Source organism: Polaromonas sp. P1_F8, from assembly GCF_056405635.1.
This window is the reverse complement of the sequence record NZ_JBFUBS010000009.1, coordinates 176,225-197,492: the sequence shown is the minus strand read 5'-3', so window position 1 is coordinate 197,492 and position 21,268 is coordinate 176,225. Positions and strand designations below refer to the sequence as shown.

The following is a 21,268-nucleotide window of genomic DNA, read 5'->3' as shown; positions in this document are numbered from 1 at the left end:
AAATTACGCAATGATTTTGGCAACGACGCCGGCGCCGACGGTCTTGCCGCCTTCGCGGATGGCAAAGCGCAGGCCTTCTTCCATGGCAATCGGGTTGATCAGCTTGACGGTGATCGACACGTTATCGCCTGGCATGACCATTTCCTTGCCTTCTGGCAACTCGATCGCTCCGGTCACGTCCGTCGTACGGAAGTAGAACTGGGGGCGGTAGTTGTTGAAGAAGGGCGTGTGGCGGCCGCCTTCGTCCTTGGAGAGAACGTAGATCTCGCCGGTGAAGTGCGTGTGTGGCTTGATCGAACCCGGCTTGCACAGGACCTGACCACGCTGGACGTCTTCGCGCTTGGTGCCGCGCAAGAGGATACCGACGTTGTCGCCAGCCTGGCCCTGGTCGAGCAGCTTGCGGAACATTTCCACGCCGGTGCAGGTGGTCTTTTGCGTGTCGGCAATACCGACGATTTCGATTTCTTCACCGACCTTGATCACACCGCGCTCGACACGGCCGGTCACGACGGTGCCGCGGCCGGAGATGGAGAACACGTCTTCCACGGGCATCAGGAAGGCGCCGTCAACAGCGCGCTCTGGCAGGGGAATGTAGGTGTCCAGCGCTTCGGCCAGCTTCATGATGGCTTCTTCGCCCAGGGGGCCCTTGTCGCCTTCCATGGCGAGCTTGGCGCTGCCGTGGATGATGGGGGTCTTGTCGCCGGGGAAATCGTATTTGTCGAGCAACTCGCGCACTTCCATTTCGACGAGCTCGAGCAGTTCGGCGTCGTCAACCATGTCGCACTTGTTCAGGAACACAATGATGTAAGGCACACCGACCTGGCGGGCCAGCAGGATGTGCTCGCGTGTTGATCGTGATGCCGCGCGCTTTTTCTTCGGGCGCCGCGTCAATTTGGTCGTAGCCTTTGGCTTCGCCGCCGAACTTGGATGCCAGAACGGTCGTGATCGCCGCCGTCAGCGTCGTCTTGCCATGGTCCACGTGGCCAATCGTGCCTACGTTGACGTGCGGCTTGGTCCGCTCAAATTTGCCTTTTGCCATTTTTTCAACTCCAGAAATTTATAAAGAGTTACAAAACCAGTTACCACTACAACCAGCAACAGCGCCTCGTACGCCGCACCGGCTCAAAATTTGGTGCCCTTTGCGGGAATCGGACCCGCGACCTCTCCCTTACCAAGGGAGTGCTCTACCACTGAGCCAAAAGGGCTGAACTCAAAACCACAATTGCAACCTGGCGCAAGATTCAAAAGCAGAACCATAAAGCAGCTTTATGGAGCGGGAGACGGGAATCGAACCCGCGTCATTAGCTTGGAAGGCTAGGGTTCTACCATTGAACTACTCCCGCGCAGCTCTGCCAAATTCAACTCACACCAAAATCACTCACGACCCAAAACACGCCTTACGCGAAACACTTTTACGTGATTACTTTGCGCCGCCCGCTTGCCAAAATCAAAACAAAATCTGGTGGATGAGGCTGGATTCGAACCAGCGTAGGCGTTAGCCAACAGATTTACAGTCTGCCCCCTTTAGCCACTCGGGCACCCATCCTTCAAGCGAACCTCGGATTATGCCACGGTTTTATGTCGGACGAAATGCCAAGGCATGGCAAAAAGCATTAAAAATGCTGCCGCATGCCTCGCCAGCGCATCTCCCGACCACACCTTCACCCCGGGATGCCCGTGGGTACCGCGGAAAGCCCCCGAAAACCCGACATAACCCGGTCCGACCCTCATCCCCAGACCCTGCCGCACTCCCGTGGCGGCTGCGGCCAGGCTTCGGGCATGATGTGGCAGCCTTTCATCAATGCCAGAGTGAATCGCATGGATATTGCCGTCCCGGGCGCCCTCCCGCGCCACCGGCCAACCTGGATAACGTGAGACCGTCTACGCATGAGCACTGTCACCGTACCCGCACTTCCTTCCTCCCCCGCTGAACCGTCTCCCATGCGCCGGGTCAACCTGGCTTTGCAAGGTGGCGGATCACACGGCGCATTCACCTGGGGCGTGCTGGATGCCCTGCTGGCGGACGAGCGCATCGAGTTTGACGGCATCAGCGGCGCCAGCGCCGGGGCGGTCAACGCCGTGGCGCTGGCACACGGATTCGCTACCGCCCAAAAAGACAATTCCCCCGAAAAAACCAACCCGCGGGAGGCGGCACGTGCGTCGCTCAGCCGGGTCTGGCTGGGCATTGCCGCCATGGGCAGCCTCGGCTCCATGGCTGACAGCATCAGCAAGATGCTCGTTGGGGGCTGGGCCGCCAACAAAGTGAGCGCAAACTTAATGAGTAGTGCAATGACGCAGTGGATGTCGCCCTACCAGTCCAATCCGCTGGACATCAACCCTTTGCGCAAACTGCTGGAGGCAGAAATCGACTTTCACGCCATTGCCAGCCTGCATGCACCGAAGGCTTTTGTATCGGCGACCCACGTCACCACCGGTCGGGCAGAGATTTTTGCCGGCAAACGCCTGACTTTGCAGGCGGTGATGGCTTCCACCTGCCTGCCCACGCTGTTTCAGGCGGTCGAAATTGACGACCAGCACTATTGGGATGGCGGGTTTTCGAGCAATCCCTCGCTGTTGCCACTCATCAGTGACTGCAGCAGCCGCGACATCATCGTTGTGCAGATCAACCCCTTGCGGCGTCCCGAGATTCCCCACACGCCTCATGACATCGCGGACCGGGTGAACGAGCTGACCTTTAACGCCAGCCTGCTGTCCCAGATGCGCACCATCGACTTCATCAACCGCCTGCTCGCCGACGGCCGCCTGCAGGAGGGCGAGAAATACAAGAGCCTGCTGCTGCACCGCATCGACGGCGGCGAGGCGCTGGAAAGCCTGCCCTCGTCCAGCAAGATGTCGGCCGACACGGCCATGATCGAAAAACTGTTTGAGATGGGCCAGGGCGCGGCCAAACGCTGGCTGCGCCGCCATTTCGAGGCGCTGGGCCTGCAAAGCACGGTCAATATCCGGCGCGACTACGTGGGCAGCCTTCCGGCGGAGTTTTAGCCAGCCCTCAAAATTCAAGGCTTTTTGGCCTTTTAGCAAGGCAGGACGAGCGCGAGCAGCTACTAAAACAATAGCAAATCAGGCCTTCGGGTGTGCGTCACGCCATTCGCGCGCCTGCGAGAAATGGCCGCAGCCAATAAAGGGCAAGGGCGGCCGCATGGCCGACAGCGGCGACGGGTGGTTGGCCACCAGCACCTTGTGGCGCTTCGCATCAATCAACGACCGCTTGCTCTGGGCATGTGCACCCCACAGCATGAACACCACCGGGTGGTCACCTTCCGCCACCTGGCGGATCAGGGTATCGGTCAATACTTCCCAGCCCTTGCCGGCGTGACTGGCCGGCAGCCCTTCCTCGACCGTCAGGCAGGTGTTGAGCAACAGCACCCCATGTGTCGCCCACTTCACCAGGCTGCCGCCGGGCACCGGAAACTGGGGCGGCGGCGTACCGAGGTCGCGCTGCAGCTCCTTGAAGATATTGCGCAGTGACGGCGGCAGGGCCACACCGGGCGCGACGGAAAACGCCAGCCCCTCGGCCTGGCCCAACCCGTGGTAGGGATCCTGGCCGAGGATGACAACACGCACCTCGTCGGGCGGCGTGAGCTCCAGCGCACGCAGCGGCTGCGGCGGAAAGATCGTCGCGCCTTCCGCCAGGCGGCTTCGCAGAAAACCCAACAACTTCTGGCCGGTCGGACTGCCAAAAAATGCATCGGTGGTCGGCCGCCAGCCGGGCGCCACCGGCCAGGCGGCGGGGTCAGCAGTGGTAAGCCGGTTGGGCAAAGGCGCCTTCATGGCGTCAAGCAGCTGGTTCATGGCTTTACAGCCTATCTTTTACCGAACAATTGAGCCAGTGCAAGGCCGGGTTCTTCCGCGCGCATGAAGGCCTCGCCGACCAGGAATGCATTCACACCTGCCTGACGCATGCGCTGCACGTCCGCCGGCGTGGCAATGCCCGACTCGGTAATCAGCAGGCGGTCCGCCGGCACCCTGGCCAGCATGCCCAGCGTGGTGTCCAGCGAGACCTCGAAAGTTTTGAGGTTGCGGTTGTTGATGCCGATCAGGGGCGTCTTGAGCTTGAGCGCACGCTCCAGTTCGGCTTCGTCGTGTACCTCGACCAGCACCGCCATGTCCAGCGACATGGCCAGCGCTTCAAGCGACTGCATCTGCGCGTCGTCCAGGCAGGCAGCAATCAGCAAAATGCAGTCAGCGCCCATGACGCGCGCTTCATACACCTGGTAAGGGTCCACCATGAAATCCTTGCGCAGCACCGGCAGACTGCAGGAGGCCCGCGCCTGCTTCAGGTAATCAATGCTGCCCTGGAAGAACTGCTTGTCGGTCAGGACCGAAAGGCAGGCGGCGCTGATCTCACCGTCACCTTCGGCATAGCTTTGCGCGATGTCGGCTGGAATGAAGTCGGCGCGCAGCACGCCTTTGGACGGGCTGGCCTTCTTGATTTCGGCAATCACCGCGGGCTGACCCGCTGCGATCTTGGCGCGCAGCGCACCCACAAAGTCACGCGTCAGGACGCGCGATTCGGCATCTTCGCGCATCACGTCCAGCGGTTTGCGGCGGATGGCATCGGCAATTTCTTGACGCTTGACGGCAATGATTTGGTTCAGGATATCGGACATGCCCCGATTTTGGCAGATGCGGCCGGGCGACTCGCAGGGCCAGGTTTCGCGGCGCCTTAGCGCAAACCCGCTACAGCCGGATACGCCCCGGCACTACCATTTCGTTTTACCCGCTTTGGGTGCCACGCCTGACCCGGCTCGCACACAAGGCGACCTCCATCGGATATCCCCTACACCCTTCCCATGACCGCACTCACTGACGCCATTGAAGAAATTGTCCGTTCGGCCGGCGCCATGATGCGCGATGCCTTCAACGCGCCGGACAAGCCTGCCTACTCGCTCAAGGGCCGGCAGGACTACCTGACCGTCACCGACGGTGCGGTAGAACAGTATGTGCGTGCGGAGATCGAACGGCGCTTTCCGGGAGACGCCGTGCTGGGGGAAGAAGCAGGGGGAGAAACCGGCGGCGCAGCTCGCCTCTGGATTGTCGACCCGGTGGATGGAACGGCGAATTTCGCCCGGGCCATCCCGCACTTCTGCATCTCCCTGGGCCTCATGGTCAACGGCGAACTCGAAGCCGGCGCCATCTACGAGCCCATGCACGACGAACTCTTCATCGCGCAACGCGGCCACGGCGCGTGGTGCAACGGCATTCGGCTCCAGGTCAGCGAGCTGGCCGAACTGCCCGCCTCCACAGTTGAAATTGGCTGGTCTTCGCGCCTGTCGCCAGACCCCTACCTCGTGCTGGTCAGTCGGTGCATGCATGCGGGTTGTTCGGTGCGCCGCGCGGGTTCCGGCGCACTGGGGCTGGCCTATGTGGCCGCCGGGCGCTGCGAAGCCTACGCCGAAGCGCATATCAATTCATGGGACGTCGCGGCCGGCCTGCTACTGGTCCGGGAGGCCGGCGGCCGCGTCAACGACTTCTGGGCCGACAACGGACTGGCCCAGGGAAGCCCGGTGCTGGCCACCAACGCCAGGCTGGCCTCCGAACTAAGCGTTTTAACGGGTATACCGCTGCGCTGACGGCTGCTAAGGTGGCCTCAACGCTGCACCGCAGGCGCCATTGACGACATAAAGAAGGAGACACAGATGACACGGTTCACATTCAAATCACTCGTTCCGGGATTGATCCTGGCAGCTGCGGCGTGCGCGATATCGGCCCCGGTCCACGCGGCGGAAGAGTTGGTGGTTTACTGCAACGTCCAGGAAGAATGGTGCCGGCCAATGGTGACCGCCTTCGAAAAAGCCACCGGTATCAAAGTGTCGATGACACGCAAGAGTTCGGGCGAAACTTACGCCCAGATCAAGGCCGAATCAGCCAACCCCCGCGGTGACGTGTGGTGGGGCGGCACGGGCGACCCTCATCTTCAGGCGGCTGAAGAAGGTTTGACCGAGTCCTACAAATCACCGAGACTCGCCGACCTGCACCCCTGGGCAGTGAAGCAAGCCGAGGCCTCCAAGTACCGCACGGTCGGCGTTTATGCAGGCGCCCTGGGGTTCAGCTTCAATACCGTCGAGCTGGCCAAACGCAAATTGCCCGAGCCCAAATGCTGGGCAGATCTCATCAAGCCGGAGTTCAAGGGCGAAGTCCAGGTCGCCAACCCCAACTCGTCGGGAACTTCCTACACGCTGCTCGCCACCCTTGTGCAGATCATGGGGGAAGACAAGGCGTTCGACTATCTGAAGGCCCTGCATCGCAACATCAACCAATACACCAAGTCGGGCGCTGCGCCGGCCCGTGCGGCAGCCACCGGCGAAAGCATGATCGGCATCACCTTCCTGCACGACGCCGTCACGCACGCCGTCGCAGGCGCGCCCCTGAAGGTGGTCGCGCCGTGCGAGGGTACGGGCTACGAGATCGGCAGCATGAGCATCATCAAGGGCGCCAAAAATCTGGCCAACGCCAAAAAATGGTACGACTGGGCCCTGACACCTGAAGCGCAGGACATTGCCACGGTCGCGCATTCGTACCAGAACCCCTCCAATAAAAAAGCATCCTTGCCGCCGCAGGCGCCCAAGCTGGCCGACGTCAAACTGATCGACTACAACTTCGCCAAGTACGGCGCTTCCGCCGAACGCTCGCGCCTGCTGGGCAAATGGGACAAGGACATCGGCGCACTGCCCAAGTAAGCGCTGAACATCTCCCTCTACCGCATTGCACACTGATGAATCACGTCACACCTTGACCACACCCATTGCAGTGACAGCCGCCGCCCCACGCGTTCGGGCTGATCCGCTGAGCTGGCTGCTCGCGGGGCTGGGCATCGCAGCAGGCGTGCTGCTGATGCCGTGGACCCAGAGCTCGGCGTACGTTGCCGGCGGATGCCTGCTGGCAGCGGCCGCCAGCGTGCTGGCATCACGCGCCGGTGCATTCAAGAGCGATGCCGCCATTTCCGGCGTCGTTTGCATCCTGTCACTGCTGCTGGCTATTTTTGTCATCTACCCGATCGGGCGCATGCTGCTGGCGGCTTTTGTGGACGAGCGGGGCAACTGGCTGATCCAGACGGCTGCAGCCCGGTTTTTCAGCGAGGACATCTGGGGCGCGGGCTGCATTGCCGGCAACGTCCGGTGCGGCGTGGCCATCAACTCCATTGTGCTGGCCACCCTCGCCGGCATCGGAAGCACGCTTTTCGGTTTTGCGCTGGCCCTGCTGGCCGAGCGCGGCGGTCAGCGTTTTCGCGGCAGCCTGCGCGTGCTGTCCATCCTGCCGGTGGTCACGCCGCCTTTCGTCATCGGCCTGGCCATCATCATTCTCTTCGGCCGCACCGGCATGGTGACGCAGCTGATGAGCGACTGGTTCGGCATTGCAAGGTCGCGCTGGATCTACGGCCTGTCGGGCGTACTGCTGGCGCAGGTGATTTGCTTTACGCCTTTGGCCTTCCTGCTGATCAGCGGCGCCTTGCGACTGGTCAGCCCGACGCTGGAGGAAGCCGGCCAGGTACTGAGGGGTTCGCCATGGCATGTATTTCGCACCGTGACCTGGCCCCTGGTGCGCCCCGCCATTGCCAATGCCTTCCTGCTGGGCTTTGTGGAAAGCCTGGCGGACTTTGCCAACCCGTTGGTGCTCTCCGGAAATTTCGAGGTGCTGTCGACGAAAATTTTCTTCGCCATCGCCGGGGCGCAGCACGACGCTTCGCGCGCCGCCATCCTCGCCGTCACCCTGCTGCTGCTGACGGTCGGCATCTTTGCACTGCAGCAGCGCTGGATCGGCAAGGCCTCCTATACCTCCGTGAGCGGAAAAGGCGACAGCGGCCTGCCCGCCGCACTGCCCACCGGTGTCAAGTGGGGGGCGCTGGCGCTGGTTCTGCCCTGGGTCGCGCTGACCGTGCTGTCATACGGCATCATCCTGATCGGCGGCGTGGTCAAGGACATCGGGAGGTTTGACCTGACGCCCTCGCTGCAGCACTTTCAGACCGGGTTTGGGCTGAGTTGGGGTGCCGGGGGCCTGGTGTTTTCGGGCTCGGCGTGGAACAGCCTCTTCACCACGCTCGGCGTGGCGGCTGTTGCCGCACCCCTGACCACCGCGCTGGGCCTGCTGGGAGGGTATGTCGTGAGCCGCCACACGTTCAAGGGACGGCGCGCCTTCGAATTCCTGACCATGGTGAACTTCGCCGTGCCGGGCACCGTCATCGGCGTGGCCTATATCGTCGCCTTCAACGTGCCGCCCCTTGAATTCACCGGCACCTTCGCCATCATCGTGCTGTGCCTGGTGTTTCGCAACATGCCGGTGGGCGTGAGGGCCACGGTATCAGCCCTGTCGCAGCTTGACCGGTCGCTGGACGAAGCATCCGCCACATTGCGCGCCAGCACATCACGCACGTTCGCGCGGGTCATTCTGCCGCTCTTGCGCCCGGCCATCATTGCCAGCCTGGTGTTCAGTTTTACGCATGCCATCACAGCCGTCAGCGCGGTGATTTTCCTGGCGACCGCCCAGCACAACCTTGCGACGGTTTACATCGCGGGCCGTGTCGAAGTCGGCGAATACGCATTGGCCATTGCCTATTCGTCCGTGCTCATCGTGATCATGCTGGCCTGTGTCCTGCTGATCCAGCGCTTCATTGGCAATGCGGAGCTGGGGCGGCGCGCGGTGTCGACCGCTTGAGCCTCTGCGCCATCGTCACATCTTTTTCGTTTCACTTATTTTTTAACAGGCCCTGCCATGACCCCGTCCCCCGCCGCTGTGGAGTTTCAAGGCGTCGTCAAGCGTTTCGGCAAGGTGGTTGCGCTGCATCCGCTTGATCTCACCATCGACAAGGCAGAGCTGGTGACCTTGCTGGGGCCTTCCGGCTGCGGCAAGACAACACTGCTGCGGCTGATCGCCGGCCTGGAGCTACCTTCCGAGGGCGTGATCCGCATCGATGGACGGGACGTGACCGGCAAGTCAGCCAATCAACGCGACGTGAGCCTGGTTTTCCAGTCCTACGCGTTATTCCCGCACATGAGTGCGTTGGAGAACGTGTGTTACGGCCTGCTCGCCTCCGGCATGAAGAAACCGCAGGCCGTGGCGTTGGCAAAAGCCAAGATGGATCTGCTCGGCATTGCCGACTACGCCGACCGGCTCTCGTCGGAGCTGTCCGGCGGGCAGCAGCAACGTGTGGCAGTGGCACGGTCACTGGTGCTGGAGCCGGCCGTGCTGATGTTTGACGAGCCCTTGTCGAACCTGGATGCCAAGCTGCGCCGCAAGGTGCGCCAGGACATCCGCGACCTTCAGCAGAACCTCAAGCTCACCGTGGTCTACGTCACGCACGACCAGGAAGAAGCGCTGGCGGTGTCGGACCGCATTGTGGTCATGCAAAAGGGACGCATTGCAACGATGGGCGCGCCGCGCGATTTGTACGAAGCGCCCGTTTCAAGTTTTGTGGCGGACTTCATCGGCGACGCCAACCTGATCAACGGCGAACTGGTCACACTGCAAGGCCAGCACTTCTTCCGCGCCGACCAGGTTGATGTGCGGGTTGTCCCGCCGCCTGGCATGTCCGATGGCGCCGTAGCGCTGGCTATACGCCCACATCGCATCCGCATCGGCGAACTGGAAGCAAGCACGCTGACAGGAAAAGTCCTGCGGCAGGCTTACCTGGGCAGCCGGATCGAAAGCGTGGTGCTCACGCCGCTGGGTGAACTGCTGGTGTTCAGTGACGCCCTGCTGAGCGTGGCCGAGCCAGGCAGCACGGTCGGCCTGCATTTCGCCGCAACCGACGCGCGCGTGACCGCACGGGAATAGATAGCTGCGCAGCCAGGCGCCGCCAGCAAGCCGTCAGGCGAGCTTCTGGCTGTGGCTGACCAGCTGATCGAGCTTGGCTCTGGCCGCGCCCGACTCCAGCGCCGCACGCGCCAGCACGATGCCAGCCTTCATGGAGTCGGCCACATTGGCGGCATACAGCGCCGCCCCGGCGTTCAGGACCACGATATCGCGCGCCGCGCCCGGCTGGTTGTCCAGCACGCCCAGCAGCATGGCCTTGGACTGCTCGGGGGTGTCTACGCGCAATGCGCGGTTGCTGGCCATAGGCATGTCGAAGTCTTCGGGGTGGATTTCGTACTCGGTGATTTCACCGTTCTTGAGCTCGCCAACCACGGTGGCCGCGCCCAGGCTGACCTCGTCCATGCCGTCCTTGCCGTAGACCACCAGCGCGTGCTCGGCGCCCAGGCGCTGCAAAGCGCGAACCTGGATACCGACCAGGTCCGAATGAAACACGCCCATCAGGATATTGGGTGCACTGGCCGGGTTGGTCAGGGGGCCCAGGATGTTGAAGATGGTGCGCACGCCGAGCTCCTTGCGAATCGGTGCGACATTTTTCATGGCCGGATGGTGGTTGGGCGCAAACATGAAGCCCACACCGACCTCGTCGATGCATTTTGCAATGGCTTCGGGCGACAGACCGATATGGATGCCCAGCGACTCGATCACGTCGGCACTGCCCGACTTGCTGCTGACGCTGCGCCCGCCGTGCTTGCTGACCTTGGCGCCGGCCGCCGCCGCCACAAACATGGAGCAGGTCGAGATGTTGAAGGTGTGCGAGCCGTCGCCACCCGTGCCGACGATGTCCACCAGATGCGTCTTGTCGGCCACATTGACTTTGGTCGAAAACTCGCGCATCACCTGCGCGGCGGCGGTGATCTCGCCGATGGTTTCTTTCTTCACGCGCAGGCCGGTGATGAGCGCAGCCATCATCACGGGCGACATCTCGCCGCTCATGATCAGCCGCATGATGTGCAGCATCTCATCGTGGAAGATTTCGCGGTGCTCGATGGTGCGCTGCAGGGCTTCCTGCGGTGTGATCTTGTGGGTATGGGGCATGACGCGTCTCGCTTCTTCGTTCTGGAGCTATAGGGAACCGGCTCAGTTGGCCGGATGATCGGTGAAGGCCAGCTTGAGGCCGAACGCGATGAACATGGCGCCAGCCGCGCGGTCCAGCCAGTGCATGCCGCGCTGCACGGCATCGCGCCGGGCCATCCAGGCAGCCGCCAGCGCCCAGCCCGAATTGACTGGAATGGCGTTCAAATTGAACAGCACGCCCAACAACACAAAGGCCAGGGCCTTGTTGTCGGTGCCGGGTGCGATGAACTGCGGCACAAAGGCCAGGAAAAAAATCGCCACCTTGGGGTTCAGCACGTTGGTCCAGAAGCCGCCCATGAAGACGGCTTTCAGGCGCCGCTCCGGCTGGGCGGCAGCCGCCGCGGCGAGGTCGGTGGTGGCCTGCGGCGCCCTGGAAAACAAAATTTTCGCGCCTATCCACAGCAGGTACGCCGCGCCTATCCATTTGAGTACGGTAAATGCCGTAGCCGAAGTCGCAAGCAAGGCACCGACGCCCACGGCCGCCGCGAAGATGTGGACGAAGCAGCCAGCCGTGATGCCGAGGCCGGCAACAATGCCGGCGCGCGCGCCCGAGCGCAGTGAATTGGTCACGATGTAAAGCACATCAGGGCCCGGCGTCAGGTTCAGCAGCCAGCCAGCCGCGATGAAAAGCAACAGGTGTTGAAAGTCGGGCATGGCTAAGTCCTTTCAGTTAAAAAACTGCCGGATGGCAGCGATGGCACGGTCCACACCGGCGGTGTCCACGTCCAGATGGGTGACAAAACGCAGGCGATACAGCCCCGTGGCCTCTATGCCCTGGCCGGCCAGGTGCTTGAGCAAGGCAGCGGACCGGTCCCGCGCCGCGCCGGTCAGGTCGACAAACACAATGTTGGTCTGTGGTGCCTCTACCTGCAGGCCGTCAATGCCCGCCAGGCCGTCGGCCAGGTATTTGGCCAGGGCGTGGTCTTGCGCGAGACGTCCGACATGGTGGTCCAGTGCATGCGACGCTGCTGCAGCCAGCATGCCCGCCTGCCGCATGCCGCCGCCGGCCATCTTGCGGATGCGGTGCGCCCGCGCGATGAATTCGCGCGAGCCGCACAGGGCCGAACCCACCGGCGCGCCCAGGCCTTTGCTGAAACACACCGAGACGCTGTCAAAACAATCCGCAATGCGGCGCGCCTCCGCCAGCGGGTTGCTGCCCGTTTGCGCAGCCTGCGCCACAGCGGCGTTAAAGAGCCGCGCTCCGTCCAGGTGGCGCGCCAGGCCGTGCTTCTTCGCCAGCGCGGTCGCCTGCTGCACATACTCAAACGGCAGCAGCTTGCCGCCCAGGGTGTTCTCGAGCGCCAGCATCCGGGTGCGCGCGAAGTGCGCGTCGTCAGGTTTGATGGCGGCTTCGATCTCGGCAAGCGCCAACGTGCCATCAGTGTGGTGGTTCAGCGGCTGCGGCTGCACACTGCCGAACACCGCCGCGCCGCCGCCTTCCCAGCGGTAGCAGTGCGCCATCTGGCCGACGATGTATTCGTCACCGCGCTGGCAGTGGGAGAGGATCGCGCAAAGATTGCTCTGCGTCCCGGTGGGCACGAAGAGCGCGGCCTCAAAGCCCAGCAATCCGGCAATCTTTTCCTGCAGCGCATTGACGGCCGGGTCGTCGCCGAAAACGTCGTCACCCAGCGGTGCAGCCAGCATGGCCTCACGCATGGCGGCCGTGGGCCGGGTCACGGTATCGCTGCGCAGGTCAACGACTTTTTTATCAGTCATTTTGGCCTCCAGGGCAATAGGAACGGGCGCGAGCAGCTATTAAAATAATAGCAAAATAGGTCATGCTGTCTGCTCCAGGAAGTTCTTCAGCATGGCGTGGCCGTGCTCGGTGAGGATGGATTCCGGATGGAATTGCACACCCTGGATCGGCAGCTCCTTGTGGCGCACGCCCATGATCTCGCCGTCGTCGGTTCGCGCCGTGACAGCCAGCACATAGGGACATGAAGACTTTTCAATGGCCAGCGAGTGGTAGCGGTTCACCACAAACTGCTCGGGCAGCCCGGCGAACACACCCTGCTGTGTGGTGGTGATGACGCTGGTCTTGCCGTGCATGAGCTGCTGGGCACGCACGATCTTGCCGCCAAAAGCGGCGCCTATGGCCTGGTGGCCCAGGCAGACGCCCAGAATCGGCAGCTTGCCGGCGAAATGCTGGATCGCCGCCACCGAAATACCGGCTTCGGCCGGTGAGCACGGACCGGGCGACACCACCAGCACGTCAGGAGCGCGCGCGGCGATTTCGGCCACCGTGATCTCGTCATTGCGAAACACTTCGACTTCGGCACCGAGCTCGCCAAAATACTGGACGATGTTATAGGTGAAGCTGTCGTAGTTGTCGATCATCAGGAGTTTGGTGCGCTTCATGGTTCAGTCTCCCTCGCGCAGGCGTGTGAACTCGCCGCGCTCAAAATCAATGGATGCGGCAATCATGGCGCGGTAGGTCGCCTCCATGATGGCCTCGGGGGCGCCGGCCGCACGGGCCTGTGCACGCACACGATCAACGATGAACTCGATACGTGCGTTGTCGACAATCTGGCCGGCGCTTTGCTTGATGCGCGCGGCCTGCGCCACATAGGCGCTGCGCTCGGCGATCAACGGCGCGATGCGGTCGTCCAGCGCATCGATGTGGCGGCGCACCTCGGCCATGGTGTCGCAGTGCTCAATGGCGGGACGGGACAGCGTGCTCATTCCAGGCCCTCCTCCACCAGCTCGGACGCCCGCAGCAGCGCGCGTGCCTTGGCTTCGGTTTCCATCCATTCGAGTTCGGCCACGGAATCGGCCACCACGCCGGCCGCCGCCTGCACATACAGCGTCTGGTCCTTGATGATGCCGGTGCGGATGGCAATGGCCACGTCCATGTCGCCGGCATAGCTGAGGTAACCGCAGGCGCCGCCGTAGAGGCCCCGCTTGGTCGGCTCCAGCTGGTCGATCAGCTCCATGGCATGGACCTTGGGCGCGCCGGTGAGCGTGCCCGCCGGGAAGGTGGCCTTGAGCACGTCCATGCTCGACATGCCATCCAGCAGCGTGCCCTCGACATTGCTGACGATGTGCATGACATGGCTGTACCGTTCAACTGCGAAGGCCTCGGTGACTTTCACGGTGCCGGTTTTGGCGATGCGGCCGATGTCGTTGCGGGCGAGGTCGATCAACATCACGTGTTCAGCGCGCTCTTTGGGGTCGTTCACCAGTTCGTGCTCCACGGCCTTGTCGGCCTCAGGCGAAGAGGCGCGGGGCCGCGTGCCCGCCAACGGCCGGATGGTGATTTTTTGCCCGTCGTCGATTTTTTCCTGGCGCACCAGAATTTCAGGAGACGCCCCCACGACGTGAAAGTCGCCGAAGTGGTAGTAATACATGTAAGGCGAGGGGTTCAATGAACGCAGCGCGCGATACAGGCTCAGCGGGGACTCGGTGTAACGCTTCTTGATGCGCTGGCCGACCTGCACCTGCATGAAGTCGCCCGCCTCGATCAACCGCTTCGCGCGTTCCACGGCGGCGATGTAGTCTGCCTTGGCAAAGTCACGCTCAGCGGGATAACTCTGCGACGGTTTCACCACCGGCGCGCTGACGGAATACTTCAGCTGGTCCTTGAGTTCGCGCAGGCGTTTTTTGGCATTCGCGTAGGCCTCCGGCCGCGCCGGGTCGGCATAAACAATCAGGTAAAGCTTGCCCGACAGGTTGTCGATCACGGCGAGCTCTTCACACTGCAGCAACAGGATGTCGGGGCAGCCCAGTGTGTCGGGCGGGCAGGAGGCTTCGAGTTTCTTTTCGACGTAACGCACGGTGTCGTAGCCGAAGTACCCCGCCAGGCCGCCGCAAAAGCGCGGCAGGCCGGGCCGCAGGGCGACCTTGAAACGCTTTTGGTAGTCGCTGATGAAGTCCAGCGGATTGGCTTTGGAGGTTTCCACAACCTTGCCGTCCGTCACCACTTCGGTCAGGGTATCTGGCCCAAAACCGGATGCCCGCACCAGTGTGCGTGCGGGAAGGCCGATAAAACTGTAGCGGCCGAACCGCTCGCCCCCCACCACCGATTCCAGCAGGAAGCTGAACTTGCCGCCGTCTCTGGAATGCGCAAGCTTGAGATAAAGGGAAAGAGGTGTTTCGAGGTCGGCAAACGCCTCGACCATCAAGGGAATGCGGTTGTAGCCCTGGCCGGCCAGGCTTTTAAATTCGAGTTCTGTGATCACGATGGTCCTTCGCAAGGGGCCACGCACTTAAAGGCACGGCCACCTGTCATTCAAAACGCCCCGAAGACCGGGGCCGGGATGCGCTTGCTGCTTGCAAGGGCACATCAGGAAGAAAAGGGGGGTGTCGCAGAACCGGCGGCATCGGGACGGGCAGAAGGCAAACTGGCTGAATGGTCAGGTGCCGGCCCGCATGCGCCTCAGGCGTGCGAGAAATGACAGGTACGCCAGGGCCAGGCTCCCCGGTCGCCACAACCTGTCTGAATGATGCGATGAATGAACATGTGGGCCAAAGTGTAGCAAAGACCGCCCCGGCCTGACCTGCCCAGGCACCTGGTCCCGCTAAAAAAAGTCACTAGTACTAATGCTTATCTCGCAAACCCTCTTGCGGCAGGCCCTCTGCGGCCTTCAAAATGAGACATAAAAAAGAACGTTCGTTCTATTTCACCACCCTTGGAGACAATTCATGACTTTGACAACGCGATGCATGGCGGGCCTGGCCGGTTTAATGCTGTCACTGGGCGTCCTCGCCGCCCCGATGGAGGTTTCCGGCGTCAAACTCGACGACCCGGTAGAGGTCCACGGCACCAAGCTGCAGCTCAATGGCGCCGGCATTCGCTACAAGGCGGTGTTCAAGGTCTATGTGGCCGCGATGTACCTGCCAAAAAAGGCCGCCACCCCCGAAGAGGTCTACACCATGGCCGGCCCCAAGCGCATCAGCATCACCCTGCTGCGCGACATTGACTCCAACGAATTGGGCAAGGGCTTTACCACAGCCTTCACAGAGAACACCCCAAAAGGCGAAATGTCCAAGCTGATCCCCGGCCTCATCAGGATGGGCCAGCTCTTTGCCGACCAGAAAAAGCTGGTAGCCGGCGAAGGCTTCACCATCGACTGGATCCCCGGCACCGGCACCGTGATCTCCGTCAAAGGCAAACCACAAGGCGAGCCCTTCAAGGAGCTTGAATTCTTCAACGCCCTCGTGCGCATCTGGCTGGGTCCACAACCGGCTGACTGGAAACTCAGGGACGCGATGCTCGGCAAACCCGCCTGAAGCGGCGCAAGCCACACTCTCTCAACGGGGCGCAAGCCCCGTTGTCATTTCTGAAACCGCAGCTCCGCCAGCGAGTCAATGAAGCCATCGGCGTCCACAGCGCGAACCGGCTCGCCATGGTTATACCCATACGTCACCAGCAACACCGGACAGCCCGCGGCCCGGGCGGCCCGGGCATCGTTGCTGGAGTCGCCGATCATCAGCGTGCGGGCAGGCGAAGTGCCGAGGCATTCGCAGGTTCTCAGCAAGGGCAGCGGATCTGGCTTTTTGCGCTCGAATGAATCCCCGCCAAAAACCTGGGTAAAAAAGCCGTCGAGGCCTTTGAGCTTGAGCAGTTCGCGGGCAAACGCCAGGGGTTTGTTGGTCAGGCAGGCAAGCCGCAGTCCGTCCTGCTGCAACACATGCAAGCCTTCCAGGACACCCGGATAAACCGCAGAGTGCCGGCCATTGATGCGGGTGTAATGCCGTTGGTAAGCGGCGTAGGCCGCATCGTAAAGCGCTATTAAATCGATAGCCGGCAGCGCAATACCCATCTTTGCCTGGACATATTTCAGCGTGGTCTTGACGAGATGCTCCGAGCCTTTTCCAACCATGCGTTCCACTGCTGCAGCATCAAGCGCAAACGCCGGCAGGTGGCCCGGCAGCATTTCGGCCAGCATCAGGTTGAGGGCAGCCACAAAGTCGCCCAGGGTATCGACCATGGTGCCGTCCAGGTCGAGGATGGCAGCGTCAAAACGGTCGTTGTCAAAAATCATTAGGGTTCAATACAAGGCAGTAGCGCTCAAAACAGATAGCGGCCCGAACTGATGATACGGGTGGGTCATTCCTGGCACAGGAATTCTCCCCAAGACCAGTCACCGCCAGTACCTCATCGGGTTGATCTTAAAGGCAGATAGCCTGTTGCCTTCTTCAGCCGTGACTCCGGCCGGTCCTGCCATATGGCGGCGGCAGTGGGCCGCGCACAGGCATGCTGAACGGCATGCCGATGATCCAGGGGACTATCGGCAATAAAAAAGCGGCGCACCACTTTCGCGACGCGCCGCTTCGGCTGCTGAACTCAATTCAGCCTGGATCCCTTGGGCAGCCGGACGGCCAGCCACTCATGGACATCGGCCCGTACATTGCGGCCGCGCAGCAGGAAGTCTTCCCACAGCGACGGAACGTAAGGCAGGTAGACCAGCGGCATTCCAGCCTGCTCGGGGGTCCGGGCGCCTTTTCGGGCATTGCACGAACGGCATGCGCTGACCAGGTTGGTCCAGCTGTAGGCTCCACCCTTGCTGTCGGGAATGATGTGCTCGGCCTCGAGATCTTTCTCGAGGAAAATCTGAGCGCAGTAGGCGCAGGTGCAGCGGTCCCGGCGCAACAGCTTGGGTTTCGATACGGCCGGCGTAACCTCAAACAGGTTGCGCCGCGGCGAGCCGCTCAGGGCGATGATGGGCTGAATGACCATCAGCGATTGCCGGCCATGCGCCACGTTCCACCCGCCGCGGAGCGTGACGAGAGGGCTCTCGCCCTCCTCCCACGCCACAGTACCAGTGGCATAGTGCAACGCCGCATCTTCAGCCGTGATCCAGGCCTGGGGCGTCCCCTGGATGTCGAGCTGCAGAACGTGATGCATCGTGGCCTCCAAAAAAAGAAGTTGGTAGCTCTTGAGAGGCTCGAACTCCCGACCATCGCCTTGTAAGGGCGCTGCTCTACCTGCTGAGCTAAAGAGCTGAAAAACCGAAGAGCTGAATGACGAGTGGTGCGGGCAGAGAATTTCGAAATCTCGACCTACCGGTTAAAAGCCGGTTGCTCTTCCTCTGAGCTATGCCCGCAGGGTGGGGTGCAAGACCGGACTCGAACCGGTGACCCGCGGGGTCACATCCCGCTGCGCTGCCAACTGCGCCACTTGCACCAGAAAAATGAAAAAGTTGGTAGCCGCAGCTGGCATCGAACCAGCGACCTGTGCCTTATCAAGGCACTGCTCTACCACTGAGCTATGCGGCTATGAAGAAAAAATTGGCTCCACGACCTGGGGTCGAACCAGGGACGACGCGATTAACAGTCGCGCGCTCTACCAGCTGAGCTATCGTGGACTAACGGGGAGGGGGAAACCAGGCGTGCTCACCACTCGCCGCATTCGCGGACGCGCTGATCCAGGTCGCGCTCATCCTGTGCATCCCCGCGCTTCGGCAAGGCGTGACGATGCCGCGCGCTGCCGGCGGCGACGATGCTGCGCAGCAAGGCACGAACAATGCGGTTGCGTGGTGTGGCTGTCCGTTTGGCCATCCTCCTGGAGGCCGCTGTGTTTCTGGCTGTCATGGCAAATCTCCTTGAGGTTGGTTGAATGAGGAATGTGGCGCGCCTGGGCCGATTCGAACGGCCGACAAACTGGGGTAGAAGCCCAGCGCTCTGTCCTGGCTGAGCTACAGGCGCTGAAAGCAATGAGATGGAGGCGGTGGTCAGATTCGAACTGACGCGTGCTGACGCAGGCGGATTTGCAATCCGCTCCCTTCGACCACTGGGGTACACCGCCGGAAATCGCTGGCGGGCGCGAGAAGAATCGAACTTCCAGCCTTCGGCTTTGGAGGCCGCTGCTCTGCCTGGTTGAGCTATACGCCCATGAAAATCTAAAAATGGTGCCCCAGGCCGGCGTCGAACCGGCATGCCCGAAAGCGCTGGCTTCTGAGGCCAGTGTGTCTTCCCATTCCACCACCGGGGCTAAAACTGTTCTGGTGCTCAAGGGGAGATTCGAACTCCCAAAACTCCGAAAAGACCTGGTTTTGAAGCAGGTGCGTCTTCCAATTCCGCCACTTGAGCATTTCTTTTGGCGTCCCGGTCCGGGTTCGTGCCGGCGCATGGGTTGTCGACTCATCGCTCCATCGACCGAAGTGCCACGACATTCACGACATAACTGTGGCGGCCTGTACGGGAATCGAACCCGTGACCACATCCTCGACAGGGAAGTGCTCTACCAGCTGAGCTAACAGACCAAAAATGAAAAAGACAAGAATGAAGATGGTCCGTGTAGCAGGTCTCGAACCTGCGACCTCATGCTCCCAAAGCACGCGCGCTTCCAACTGCGCCACACACGGATTGAATCGAACTGAATGAAAACTGAATGGCCTCGCGTGAAAGATTTGAACTTCCGACCCTCTGCTTCGTAGGCAGATGCTCTGATTCCGGACTGAGCTAACGCGAGAAAAAATCTACCTGGGTTATTTCTGGTGCACGCAGGCAGACTCGAACTGCCGGCCTCGACCTTCGGAGGGTCGCGCTCTGAATCCAGCTGAGCTATACGCGCAAAGCCTGGTGATGCGGATGGTGGTTGCAGTTGGGACCGAGCCAACGACCGGCGGGTTATGAGCCCGCTGCTCTACCACTGAGCTATGCAACCCGAAAAAAATGGCAGGCCGTGATGGATTCGAACCACCGAAATGTCGGGATCAAAACCCGATGCCTTGGACCAGCTTGGCGAACGGCCCATCAAACAGATGGCGAGAACAAATGACGGAAAGAGATGACTAAAAGAGATGGCGGAAGATAAGGGGTTCGATGCCATGCGCCCATTTTCACGAGCTCTCGCTTAGCAAGCGAGTGCCTTGAACCTCTCGGCCAATCTTCCAAAAAATCTCCGGTTACGAGTTCCGGTGCCACCCTATCTTTGAGGCCGGTTTCCGCACTACGCTCTTGCGAGCACTGCGCTTCTTTACTGAACAACTGCCAGCCAACTACCTGGCTGCCAGCGCTGGAATTGGCGTCACGTAGGGGATTCGAACCCCTGTCTACAAGAATGAAAGCCTTGTGTCCTGAGCCAGCTAGACGAACGTGACAAATACCCTGGCGCCCACGGTCGCGATTTGAACGGACGACCTGCCGCTTACAAGGCGGCTGCTCTACCGACTGAGCTACGCGGGCTAAAAACTGAATCCATTTCGGCTGTACCTGCATGTGGGCGGCCGGCATAAAGCCGAACCGGGATCTCCCACTGCACTGCACTTCCGGGGCCATGAACCCCGGCTGCCAGCACACACGCCACCAGACCGTCTCCTCGGTCTCGCGCAGGTGACGTGAAACAGGCACACCCGAAATGGAGCGGACAGACGGCTTCGAACCGACGACATTGAGCTTGGAAGGCTCACGCTCTACCCACTGAGCTATGTCCGCAATTTTTGCGAGACTCGCTGCCATCCAGTGTTTGGCTGCTGTCCCGCTGCAAATTTTTAAAGACTCCCGCGCTTGAAGCGCATCGACGGCACGATCACCGTCAGGGAAAAACAAAAAGGCCCGGTTCCTTGCGGATACCGGGCCTCTGGGTGTCAGAGATTTAGAAGGTACGCCTAGGCGTCTCCTCCTCCCGGTTGTATGGAATCCTCGTGGTTCTGCTTGGGCATGGCTGTCCGCAAAATGGACAGCGCAAAAGAACTCTGCCCACGGCACTCGCGTAGATGAACGTCAATGCGACGCACGGCAACACCGCCCCAGACGGGGGTGTTGTTTCTTGCGTTGGCGGCTATCGGCTTCATGATGAGTGCGTGAAAAAAGTTGATGTCAAAGTAGCGATGAAAGGTAATGTAAAATCTTTTTACGCCATCGTCAACGGGTCGATGCAAAATAAATTCGATTGTTGCAATCACGTCACATGGACTCAGAGAACGTCAATAGAAACCGGCGCAACAACCTGCTGATCATCATCCGGGAGTTCAGCGAGAAGGAGTTGGCCGCTGGCGAATCACCTGTCGGCATGTTGGGCCGCATCGCCAGACAACTTGGCCTCAGCGCCGGTGGGCTGAGCCAGTTCAAGGGCGATGCCAAGGGCACCGCGCGGAACATCGGCGATGCAGCAGCCGCGCAGATCGAGAGCAAGTCCGGAAAGCCAAAAGGCTGGATGGATACGGATCACGGCGGAGACGCAATCAATCCTGCAGAAAACGCTTTTATCGAACTCGCCCGCATTGCCTGGCGGACGACGGATGCCAAGGGCCGGCGCCTGCTGATGCAGCTTGCGAAGCGGGGCTTTGGTGGACAAACTGGAGATGATCTATCCCACATGGCCAAGCCCGGTGATAAATGACAAATTTCTGCTGGACCAGATACTGAGGGGTAGGACTGTAACAACGCCGGCGGAACCTCATCTCCGCAAAATCTGCAT

At 61.3% G+C, this 21,268-nt stretch carries 19 protein-coding genes, 23 tRNA genes and 1 pseudogene; 7 read left to right on the top strand and 36 right to left on the bottom strand.

Annotated features, from left to right (window positions below):
• Positions 1 to 3: 3 nt before the first annotated feature.
• From AC1D1J_RS21965 to AC1D1J_RS21950, 4 genes and pseudogenes are all read right to left on the bottom strand, one after another.
• Positions 4 to 1,039: pseudogene (locus tag AC1D1J_RS21965) on the bottom strand (elongation factor Tu).
• 91 nt (positions 1,040 to 1,130) lie between these two features.
• Positions 1,131 to 1,205 (bottom strand) — tRNA-Thr (locus tag AC1D1J_RS21960).
• Positions 1,206 to 1,269: 64 nt separating this feature from the next.
• Positions 1,270 to 1,343: transfer RNA gene (locus tag AC1D1J_RS21955), tRNA-Gly, on the bottom strand.
• A gap of 117 nt (positions 1,344 to 1,460) precedes the next feature.
• Positions 1,461 to 1,546: transfer RNA gene (locus tag AC1D1J_RS21950), tRNA-Tyr, on the bottom strand.
• A 341-nt stretch (positions 1,547 to 1,887) separates the two neighbouring features.
• On the opposite strand from AC1D1J_RS21950, the gene AC1D1J_RS21945 reads away from it, so the two are divergent.
• Positions 1,888 to 3,003, top strand: a complete 1,116-nt coding sequence (locus AC1D1J_RS21945) for a patatin-like phospholipase family protein (RefSeq protein ID WP_477687405.1) — start codon at positions 1,888 to 1,890, stop codon at positions 3,001 to 3,003.
• A gap of 78 nt (positions 3,004 to 3,081) precedes the next feature.
• On the opposite strand, the gene AC1D1J_RS21940 is transcribed toward AC1D1J_RS21945, so the two are convergent.
• Complete coding sequence (locus AC1D1J_RS21940) at positions 3,082 to 3,813, bottom strand: uracil-DNA glycosylase (protein WP_477695843.1); 732 nt, start codon at positions 3,811 to 3,813, stop codon at positions 3,082 to 3,084.
• An 11-nt stretch (positions 3,814 to 3,824) separates the two neighbouring features.
• Positions 3,825 to 4,631: an indole-3-glycerol phosphate synthase TrpC gene (trpC, locus tag AC1D1J_RS21935; protein ID WP_457282283.1), complete on the bottom strand. Its 807-nt coding sequence runs from the start codon at positions 4,629 to 4,631 to the stop codon at positions 3,825 to 3,827.
• A gap of 183 nt (positions 4,632 to 4,814) precedes the next feature.
• Between trpC and AC1D1J_RS21930 the strand changes: the two genes are divergently transcribed.
• The 4 genes from AC1D1J_RS21930 to AC1D1J_RS21915 all read left to right on the top strand — a co-directional run bounded on the left by AC1D1J_RS21930 (position 4,815) and on the right by AC1D1J_RS21915 (position 9,792).
• Positions 4,815 to 5,594 carry an inositol monophosphatase family protein gene (locus AC1D1J_RS21930; RefSeq protein ID WP_477687408.1) on the top strand — a complete coding sequence of 260 codons (780 nt, stop codon included), beginning with the start codon at positions 4,815 to 4,817 and terminating at the stop codon, positions 5,592 to 5,594.
• Positions 5,595 to 5,660: 66 nt separating this feature from the next.
• The gene (locus AC1D1J_RS21925; protein ID WP_477687409.1) at positions 5,661 to 6,701 is read left to right on the top strand and encodes an ABC transporter substrate-binding protein; all 1,041 of its coding nucleotides are present in this window, start codon (positions 5,661 to 5,663) and stop codon (positions 6,699 to 6,701) included.
• 52 nt (positions 6,702 to 6,753) lie between these two features.
• Positions 6,754 to 8,673: an ABC transporter permease gene (locus tag AC1D1J_RS21920; RefSeq protein ID WP_477695842.1), complete on the top strand. Its 1,920-nt coding sequence runs from the start codon at positions 6,754 to 6,756 to the stop codon at positions 8,671 to 8,673.
• A gap of 57 nt (positions 8,674 to 8,730) precedes the next feature.
• Positions 8,731 to 9,792: an ABC transporter ATP-binding protein gene (locus AC1D1J_RS21915; protein ID WP_477695841.1), complete on the top strand. Its 1,062-nt coding sequence runs from the start codon at positions 8,731 to 8,733 to the stop codon at positions 9,790 to 9,792.
• Between the two features lie 33 nt (positions 9,793 to 9,825).
• Here the strand turns inward: AC1D1J_RS21915 and trpD are convergent, their stop codons facing one another.
• The 6 genes from trpD to trpE are packed head-to-tail and all read right to left on the bottom strand — an operon-like array spanning position 9,826 to position 15,083.
• Entirely contained in the window at positions 9,826 to 10,866 is a 1,041-nt protein-coding gene (gene trpD / locus AC1D1J_RS21910; RefSeq protein WP_477695840.1) for an anthranilate phosphoribosyltransferase, read from the bottom strand.
• A 42-nt stretch (positions 10,867 to 10,908) separates the two neighbouring features.
• Complete coding sequence (locus AC1D1J_RS21905; protein WP_477687413.1) at positions 10,909 to 11,559, bottom strand: LysE family translocator; 651 nt, start codon at positions 11,557 to 11,559, stop codon at positions 10,909 to 10,911.
• A gap of 12 nt (positions 11,560 to 11,571) precedes the next feature.
• Positions 11,572 to 12,621, bottom strand: coding sequence for a low-specificity L-threonine aldolase (gene ltaE / locus AC1D1J_RS21900; protein ID WP_477695839.1), 1,050 nt, complete (start codon positions 12,619 to 12,621; stop codon positions 11,572 to 11,574).
• Positions 12,622 to 12,681: 60 nt separating this feature from the next.
• Entirely contained in the window at positions 12,682 to 13,263 is a 582-nt protein-coding gene (locus tag AC1D1J_RS21895) for an aminodeoxychorismate/anthranilate synthase component II (RefSeq protein ID WP_477695838.1), read from the bottom strand.
• Positions 13,264 to 13,266: 3 nt separating this feature from the next.
• Positions 13,267 to 13,587, bottom strand: coding sequence for a chorismate mutase (locus tag AC1D1J_RS21890; protein ID WP_477687416.1), 321 nt, complete (start codon positions 13,585 to 13,587; stop codon positions 13,267 to 13,269).
• A complete protein-coding gene (gene trpE / locus AC1D1J_RS21885; protein ID WP_477647118.1) occupies positions 13,584 to 15,083 on the bottom strand; it encodes an anthranilate synthase component I in 1,500 nt (499 codons plus the stop codon). Before trpE ends, AC1D1J_RS21890 begins: the two co-directional genes overlap by 4 nt.
• Before the next feature lie 463 nt (positions 15,084 to 15,546).
• On the opposite strand from trpE, the gene AC1D1J_RS21880 reads away from it, so the two are divergent.
• A complete protein-coding gene (locus tag AC1D1J_RS21880) occupies positions 15,547 to 16,134 on the top strand; it encodes a chalcone isomerase family protein (RefSeq protein WP_477687417.1) in 588 nt (195 codons plus the stop codon).
• Positions 16,135 to 16,178: 44 nt separating this feature from the next.
• On the opposite strand, the gene gph is transcribed toward AC1D1J_RS21880, so the two are convergent.
• The 24 genes from gph to AC1D1J_RS21760 all read right to left on the bottom strand — a co-directional run bounded on the left by gph (position 16,179) and on the right by AC1D1J_RS21760 (position 20,753).
• Positions 16,179 to 16,889, bottom strand: a complete 711-nt coding sequence (gene gph, locus AC1D1J_RS21875) for a phosphoglycolate phosphatase (RefSeq protein WP_477687418.1) — start codon at positions 16,887 to 16,889, stop codon at positions 16,179 to 16,181.
• A 302-nt stretch (positions 16,890 to 17,191) separates the two neighbouring features.
• Positions 17,192 to 17,752 carry an HNH endonuclease gene (locus tag AC1D1J_RS21870; RefSeq protein ID WP_477687419.1) on the bottom strand — a complete coding sequence of 187 codons (561 nt, stop codon included), beginning with the start codon at positions 17,750 to 17,752 and terminating at the stop codon, positions 17,192 to 17,194.
• Between the two features lie 22 nt (positions 17,753 to 17,774).
• Positions 17,775 to 17,850 (bottom strand) — tRNA-Val (locus AC1D1J_RS21865).
• Positions 17,851 to 17,876: 26 nt separating this feature from the next.
• Positions 17,877 to 17,951, bottom strand: a tRNA-Lys gene (locus AC1D1J_RS21860).
• Positions 17,952 to 17,955: 4 nt separating this feature from the next.
• Positions 17,956 to 18,031 (bottom strand) — tRNA-His (locus AC1D1J_RS21855).
• Between the two features lie 17 nt (positions 18,032 to 18,048).
• Positions 18,049 to 18,123: transfer RNA gene (locus AC1D1J_RS21850), tRNA-Ile, on the bottom strand.
• Between the two features lie 13 nt (positions 18,124 to 18,136).
• Positions 18,137 to 18,212 (bottom strand) — tRNA-Asn (locus AC1D1J_RS21845).
• Between the two features lie 28 nt (positions 18,213 to 18,240).
• Entirely contained in the window at positions 18,241 to 18,438 is a 198-nt protein-coding gene (locus AC1D1J_RS21840; RefSeq protein ID WP_477695837.1) for a hypothetical protein, read from the bottom strand.
• Between the two features lie 35 nt (positions 18,439 to 18,473).
• A tRNA-Arg gene (locus AC1D1J_RS21835) sits at positions 18,474 to 18,552 on the bottom strand.
• Positions 18,553 to 18,566: 14 nt separating this feature from the next.
• Positions 18,567 to 18,652, bottom strand: a tRNA-Cys gene (locus AC1D1J_RS21830).
• Between the two features lie 9 nt (positions 18,653 to 18,661).
• Positions 18,662 to 18,738: transfer RNA gene (locus tag AC1D1J_RS21825), tRNA-Trp, on the bottom strand.
• Positions 18,739 to 18,753: 15 nt separating this feature from the next.
• Positions 18,754 to 18,838, bottom strand: a tRNA-Leu gene (locus AC1D1J_RS21820).
• 11 nt (positions 18,839 to 18,849) lie between these two features.
• Positions 18,850 to 18,936 (bottom strand) — tRNA-Leu (locus AC1D1J_RS21815).
• Positions 18,937 to 19,033: 97 nt separating this feature from the next.
• Positions 19,034 to 19,109, bottom strand: a tRNA-Asp gene (locus AC1D1J_RS21810).
• A 26-nt stretch (positions 19,110 to 19,135) separates the two neighbouring features.
• Positions 19,136 to 19,211, bottom strand: a tRNA-Pro gene (locus AC1D1J_RS21805).
• 27 nt (positions 19,212 to 19,238) lie between these two features.
• A tRNA-Arg gene (locus AC1D1J_RS21800) sits at positions 19,239 to 19,318 on the bottom strand.
• A gap of 23 nt (positions 19,319 to 19,341) precedes the next feature.
• Positions 19,342 to 19,420 (bottom strand) — tRNA-Arg (locus AC1D1J_RS21795).
• A gap of 18 nt (positions 19,421 to 19,438) precedes the next feature.
• Positions 19,439 to 19,513 (bottom strand) — tRNA-Ile (locus tag AC1D1J_RS21790).
• A gap of 9 nt (positions 19,514 to 19,522) precedes the next feature.
• Positions 19,523 to 19,601: transfer RNA gene (locus AC1D1J_RS21785), tRNA-Gln, on the bottom strand.
• 49 nt (positions 19,602 to 19,650) lie between these two features.
• A tRNA-Ser gene (locus AC1D1J_RS21780) sits at positions 19,651 to 19,741 on the bottom strand.
• A gap of 130 nt (positions 19,742 to 19,871) precedes the next feature.
• Positions 19,872 to 19,949: transfer RNA gene (locus AC1D1J_RS21775), tRNA-Glu, on the bottom strand.
• A gap of 8 nt (positions 19,950 to 19,957) precedes the next feature.
• A tRNA-Thr gene (locus tag AC1D1J_RS21770) sits at positions 19,958 to 20,034 on the bottom strand.
• Between the two features lie 173 nt (positions 20,035 to 20,207).
• Positions 20,208 to 20,283, bottom strand: a tRNA-Gly gene (locus AC1D1J_RS21765).
• A 173-nt stretch (positions 20,284 to 20,456) separates the two neighbouring features.
• On the bottom strand, positions 20,457 to 20,753 hold the full coding sequence (locus AC1D1J_RS21760; protein ID WP_477695836.1) for a hypothetical protein: 297 nt from the start codon (positions 20,751 to 20,753) through the stop codon (positions 20,457 to 20,459).
• Positions 20,754 to 20,758: 5 nt separating this feature from the next.
• On the opposite strand from AC1D1J_RS21760, the gene AC1D1J_RS21755 reads away from it, so the two are divergent.
• Positions 20,759 to 21,190 carry a hypothetical protein gene (locus tag AC1D1J_RS21755; protein WP_457282298.1) on the top strand — a complete coding sequence of 144 codons (432 nt, stop codon included), beginning with the start codon at positions 20,759 to 20,761 and terminating at the stop codon, positions 21,188 to 21,190.
• Positions 21,191 to 21,268 lie beyond the last annotated feature (78 nt).

Bases quoted from the DNA above. Each gene is read 5' to 3' on its own strand.
- AC1D1J_RS21945 (WP_477687405.1), top strand. From the start codon at position 1,888: ATGAGCACTGTCACCGTACCCGCACTTCCTTCCTCCCCCGCTGAACCG.
- AC1D1J_RS21940 (WP_477695843.1), bottom strand. From the start codon at position 3,813: ATGAACCAGCTGCTTGACGCCATGAAGGCGCCTTTGCCCAACCGGCTT.
- trpC (WP_457282283.1), bottom strand. From the start codon at position 4,631: ATGTCCGATATCCTGAACCAAATCATTGCCGTCAAGCGTCAAGAAATT.
- AC1D1J_RS21930 (WP_477687408.1), top strand. From the start codon at position 4,815: ATGACCGCACTCACTGACGCCATTGAAGAAATTGTCCGTTCGGCCGGC.
- AC1D1J_RS21925 (WP_477687409.1), top strand. From the start codon at position 5,661: ATGACACGGTTCACATTCAAATCACTCGTTCCGGGATTGATCCTGGCA.
- AC1D1J_RS21915 (WP_477695841.1), top strand. From the start codon at position 8,731: ATGACCCCGTCCCCCGCCGCTGTGGAGTTTCAAGGCGTCGTCAAGCGT.
- trpD (WP_477695840.1), bottom strand. From the start codon at position 10,866: ATGCCCCATACCCACAAGATCACACCGCAGGAAGCCCTGCAGCGCACC.
- AC1D1J_RS21905 (WP_477687413.1), bottom strand. From the start codon at position 11,559: ATGCCCGACTTTCAACACCTGTTGCTTTTCATCGCGGCTGGCTGGCTG.
- ltaE (WP_477695839.1), bottom strand. From the start codon at position 12,621: ATGACTGATAAAAAAGTCGTTGACCTGCGCAGCGATACCGTGACCCGG.
- AC1D1J_RS21895 (WP_477695838.1), bottom strand. From the start codon at position 13,263: ATGAAGCGCACCAAACTCCTGATGATCGACAACTACGACAGCTTCACC.
- AC1D1J_RS21890 (WP_477687416.1), bottom strand. From the start codon at position 13,587: ATGAGCACGCTGTCCCGTCCCGCCATTGAGCACTGCGACACCATGGCC.
- AC1D1J_RS21880 (WP_477687417.1), top strand. From the start codon at position 15,547: ATGACTTTGACAACGCGATGCATGGCGGGCCTGGCCGGTTTAATGCTG.
- gph (WP_477687418.1), bottom strand. From the start codon at position 16,889: ATGATTTTTGACAACGACCGTTTTGACGCTGCCATCCTCGACCTGGAC.
- AC1D1J_RS21870 (WP_477687419.1), bottom strand. From the start codon at position 17,752: ATGCATCACGTTCTGCAGCTCGACATCCAGGGGACGCCCCAGGCCTGG.
- AC1D1J_RS21840 (WP_477695837.1), bottom strand. From the start codon at position 18,438: ATGACAGCCAGAAACACAGCGGCCTCCAGGAGGATGGCCAAACGGACA.
- AC1D1J_RS21755 (WP_457282298.1), top strand. From the start codon at position 20,759: ATGGACTCAGAGAACGTCAATAGAAACCGGCGCAACAACCTGCTGATC.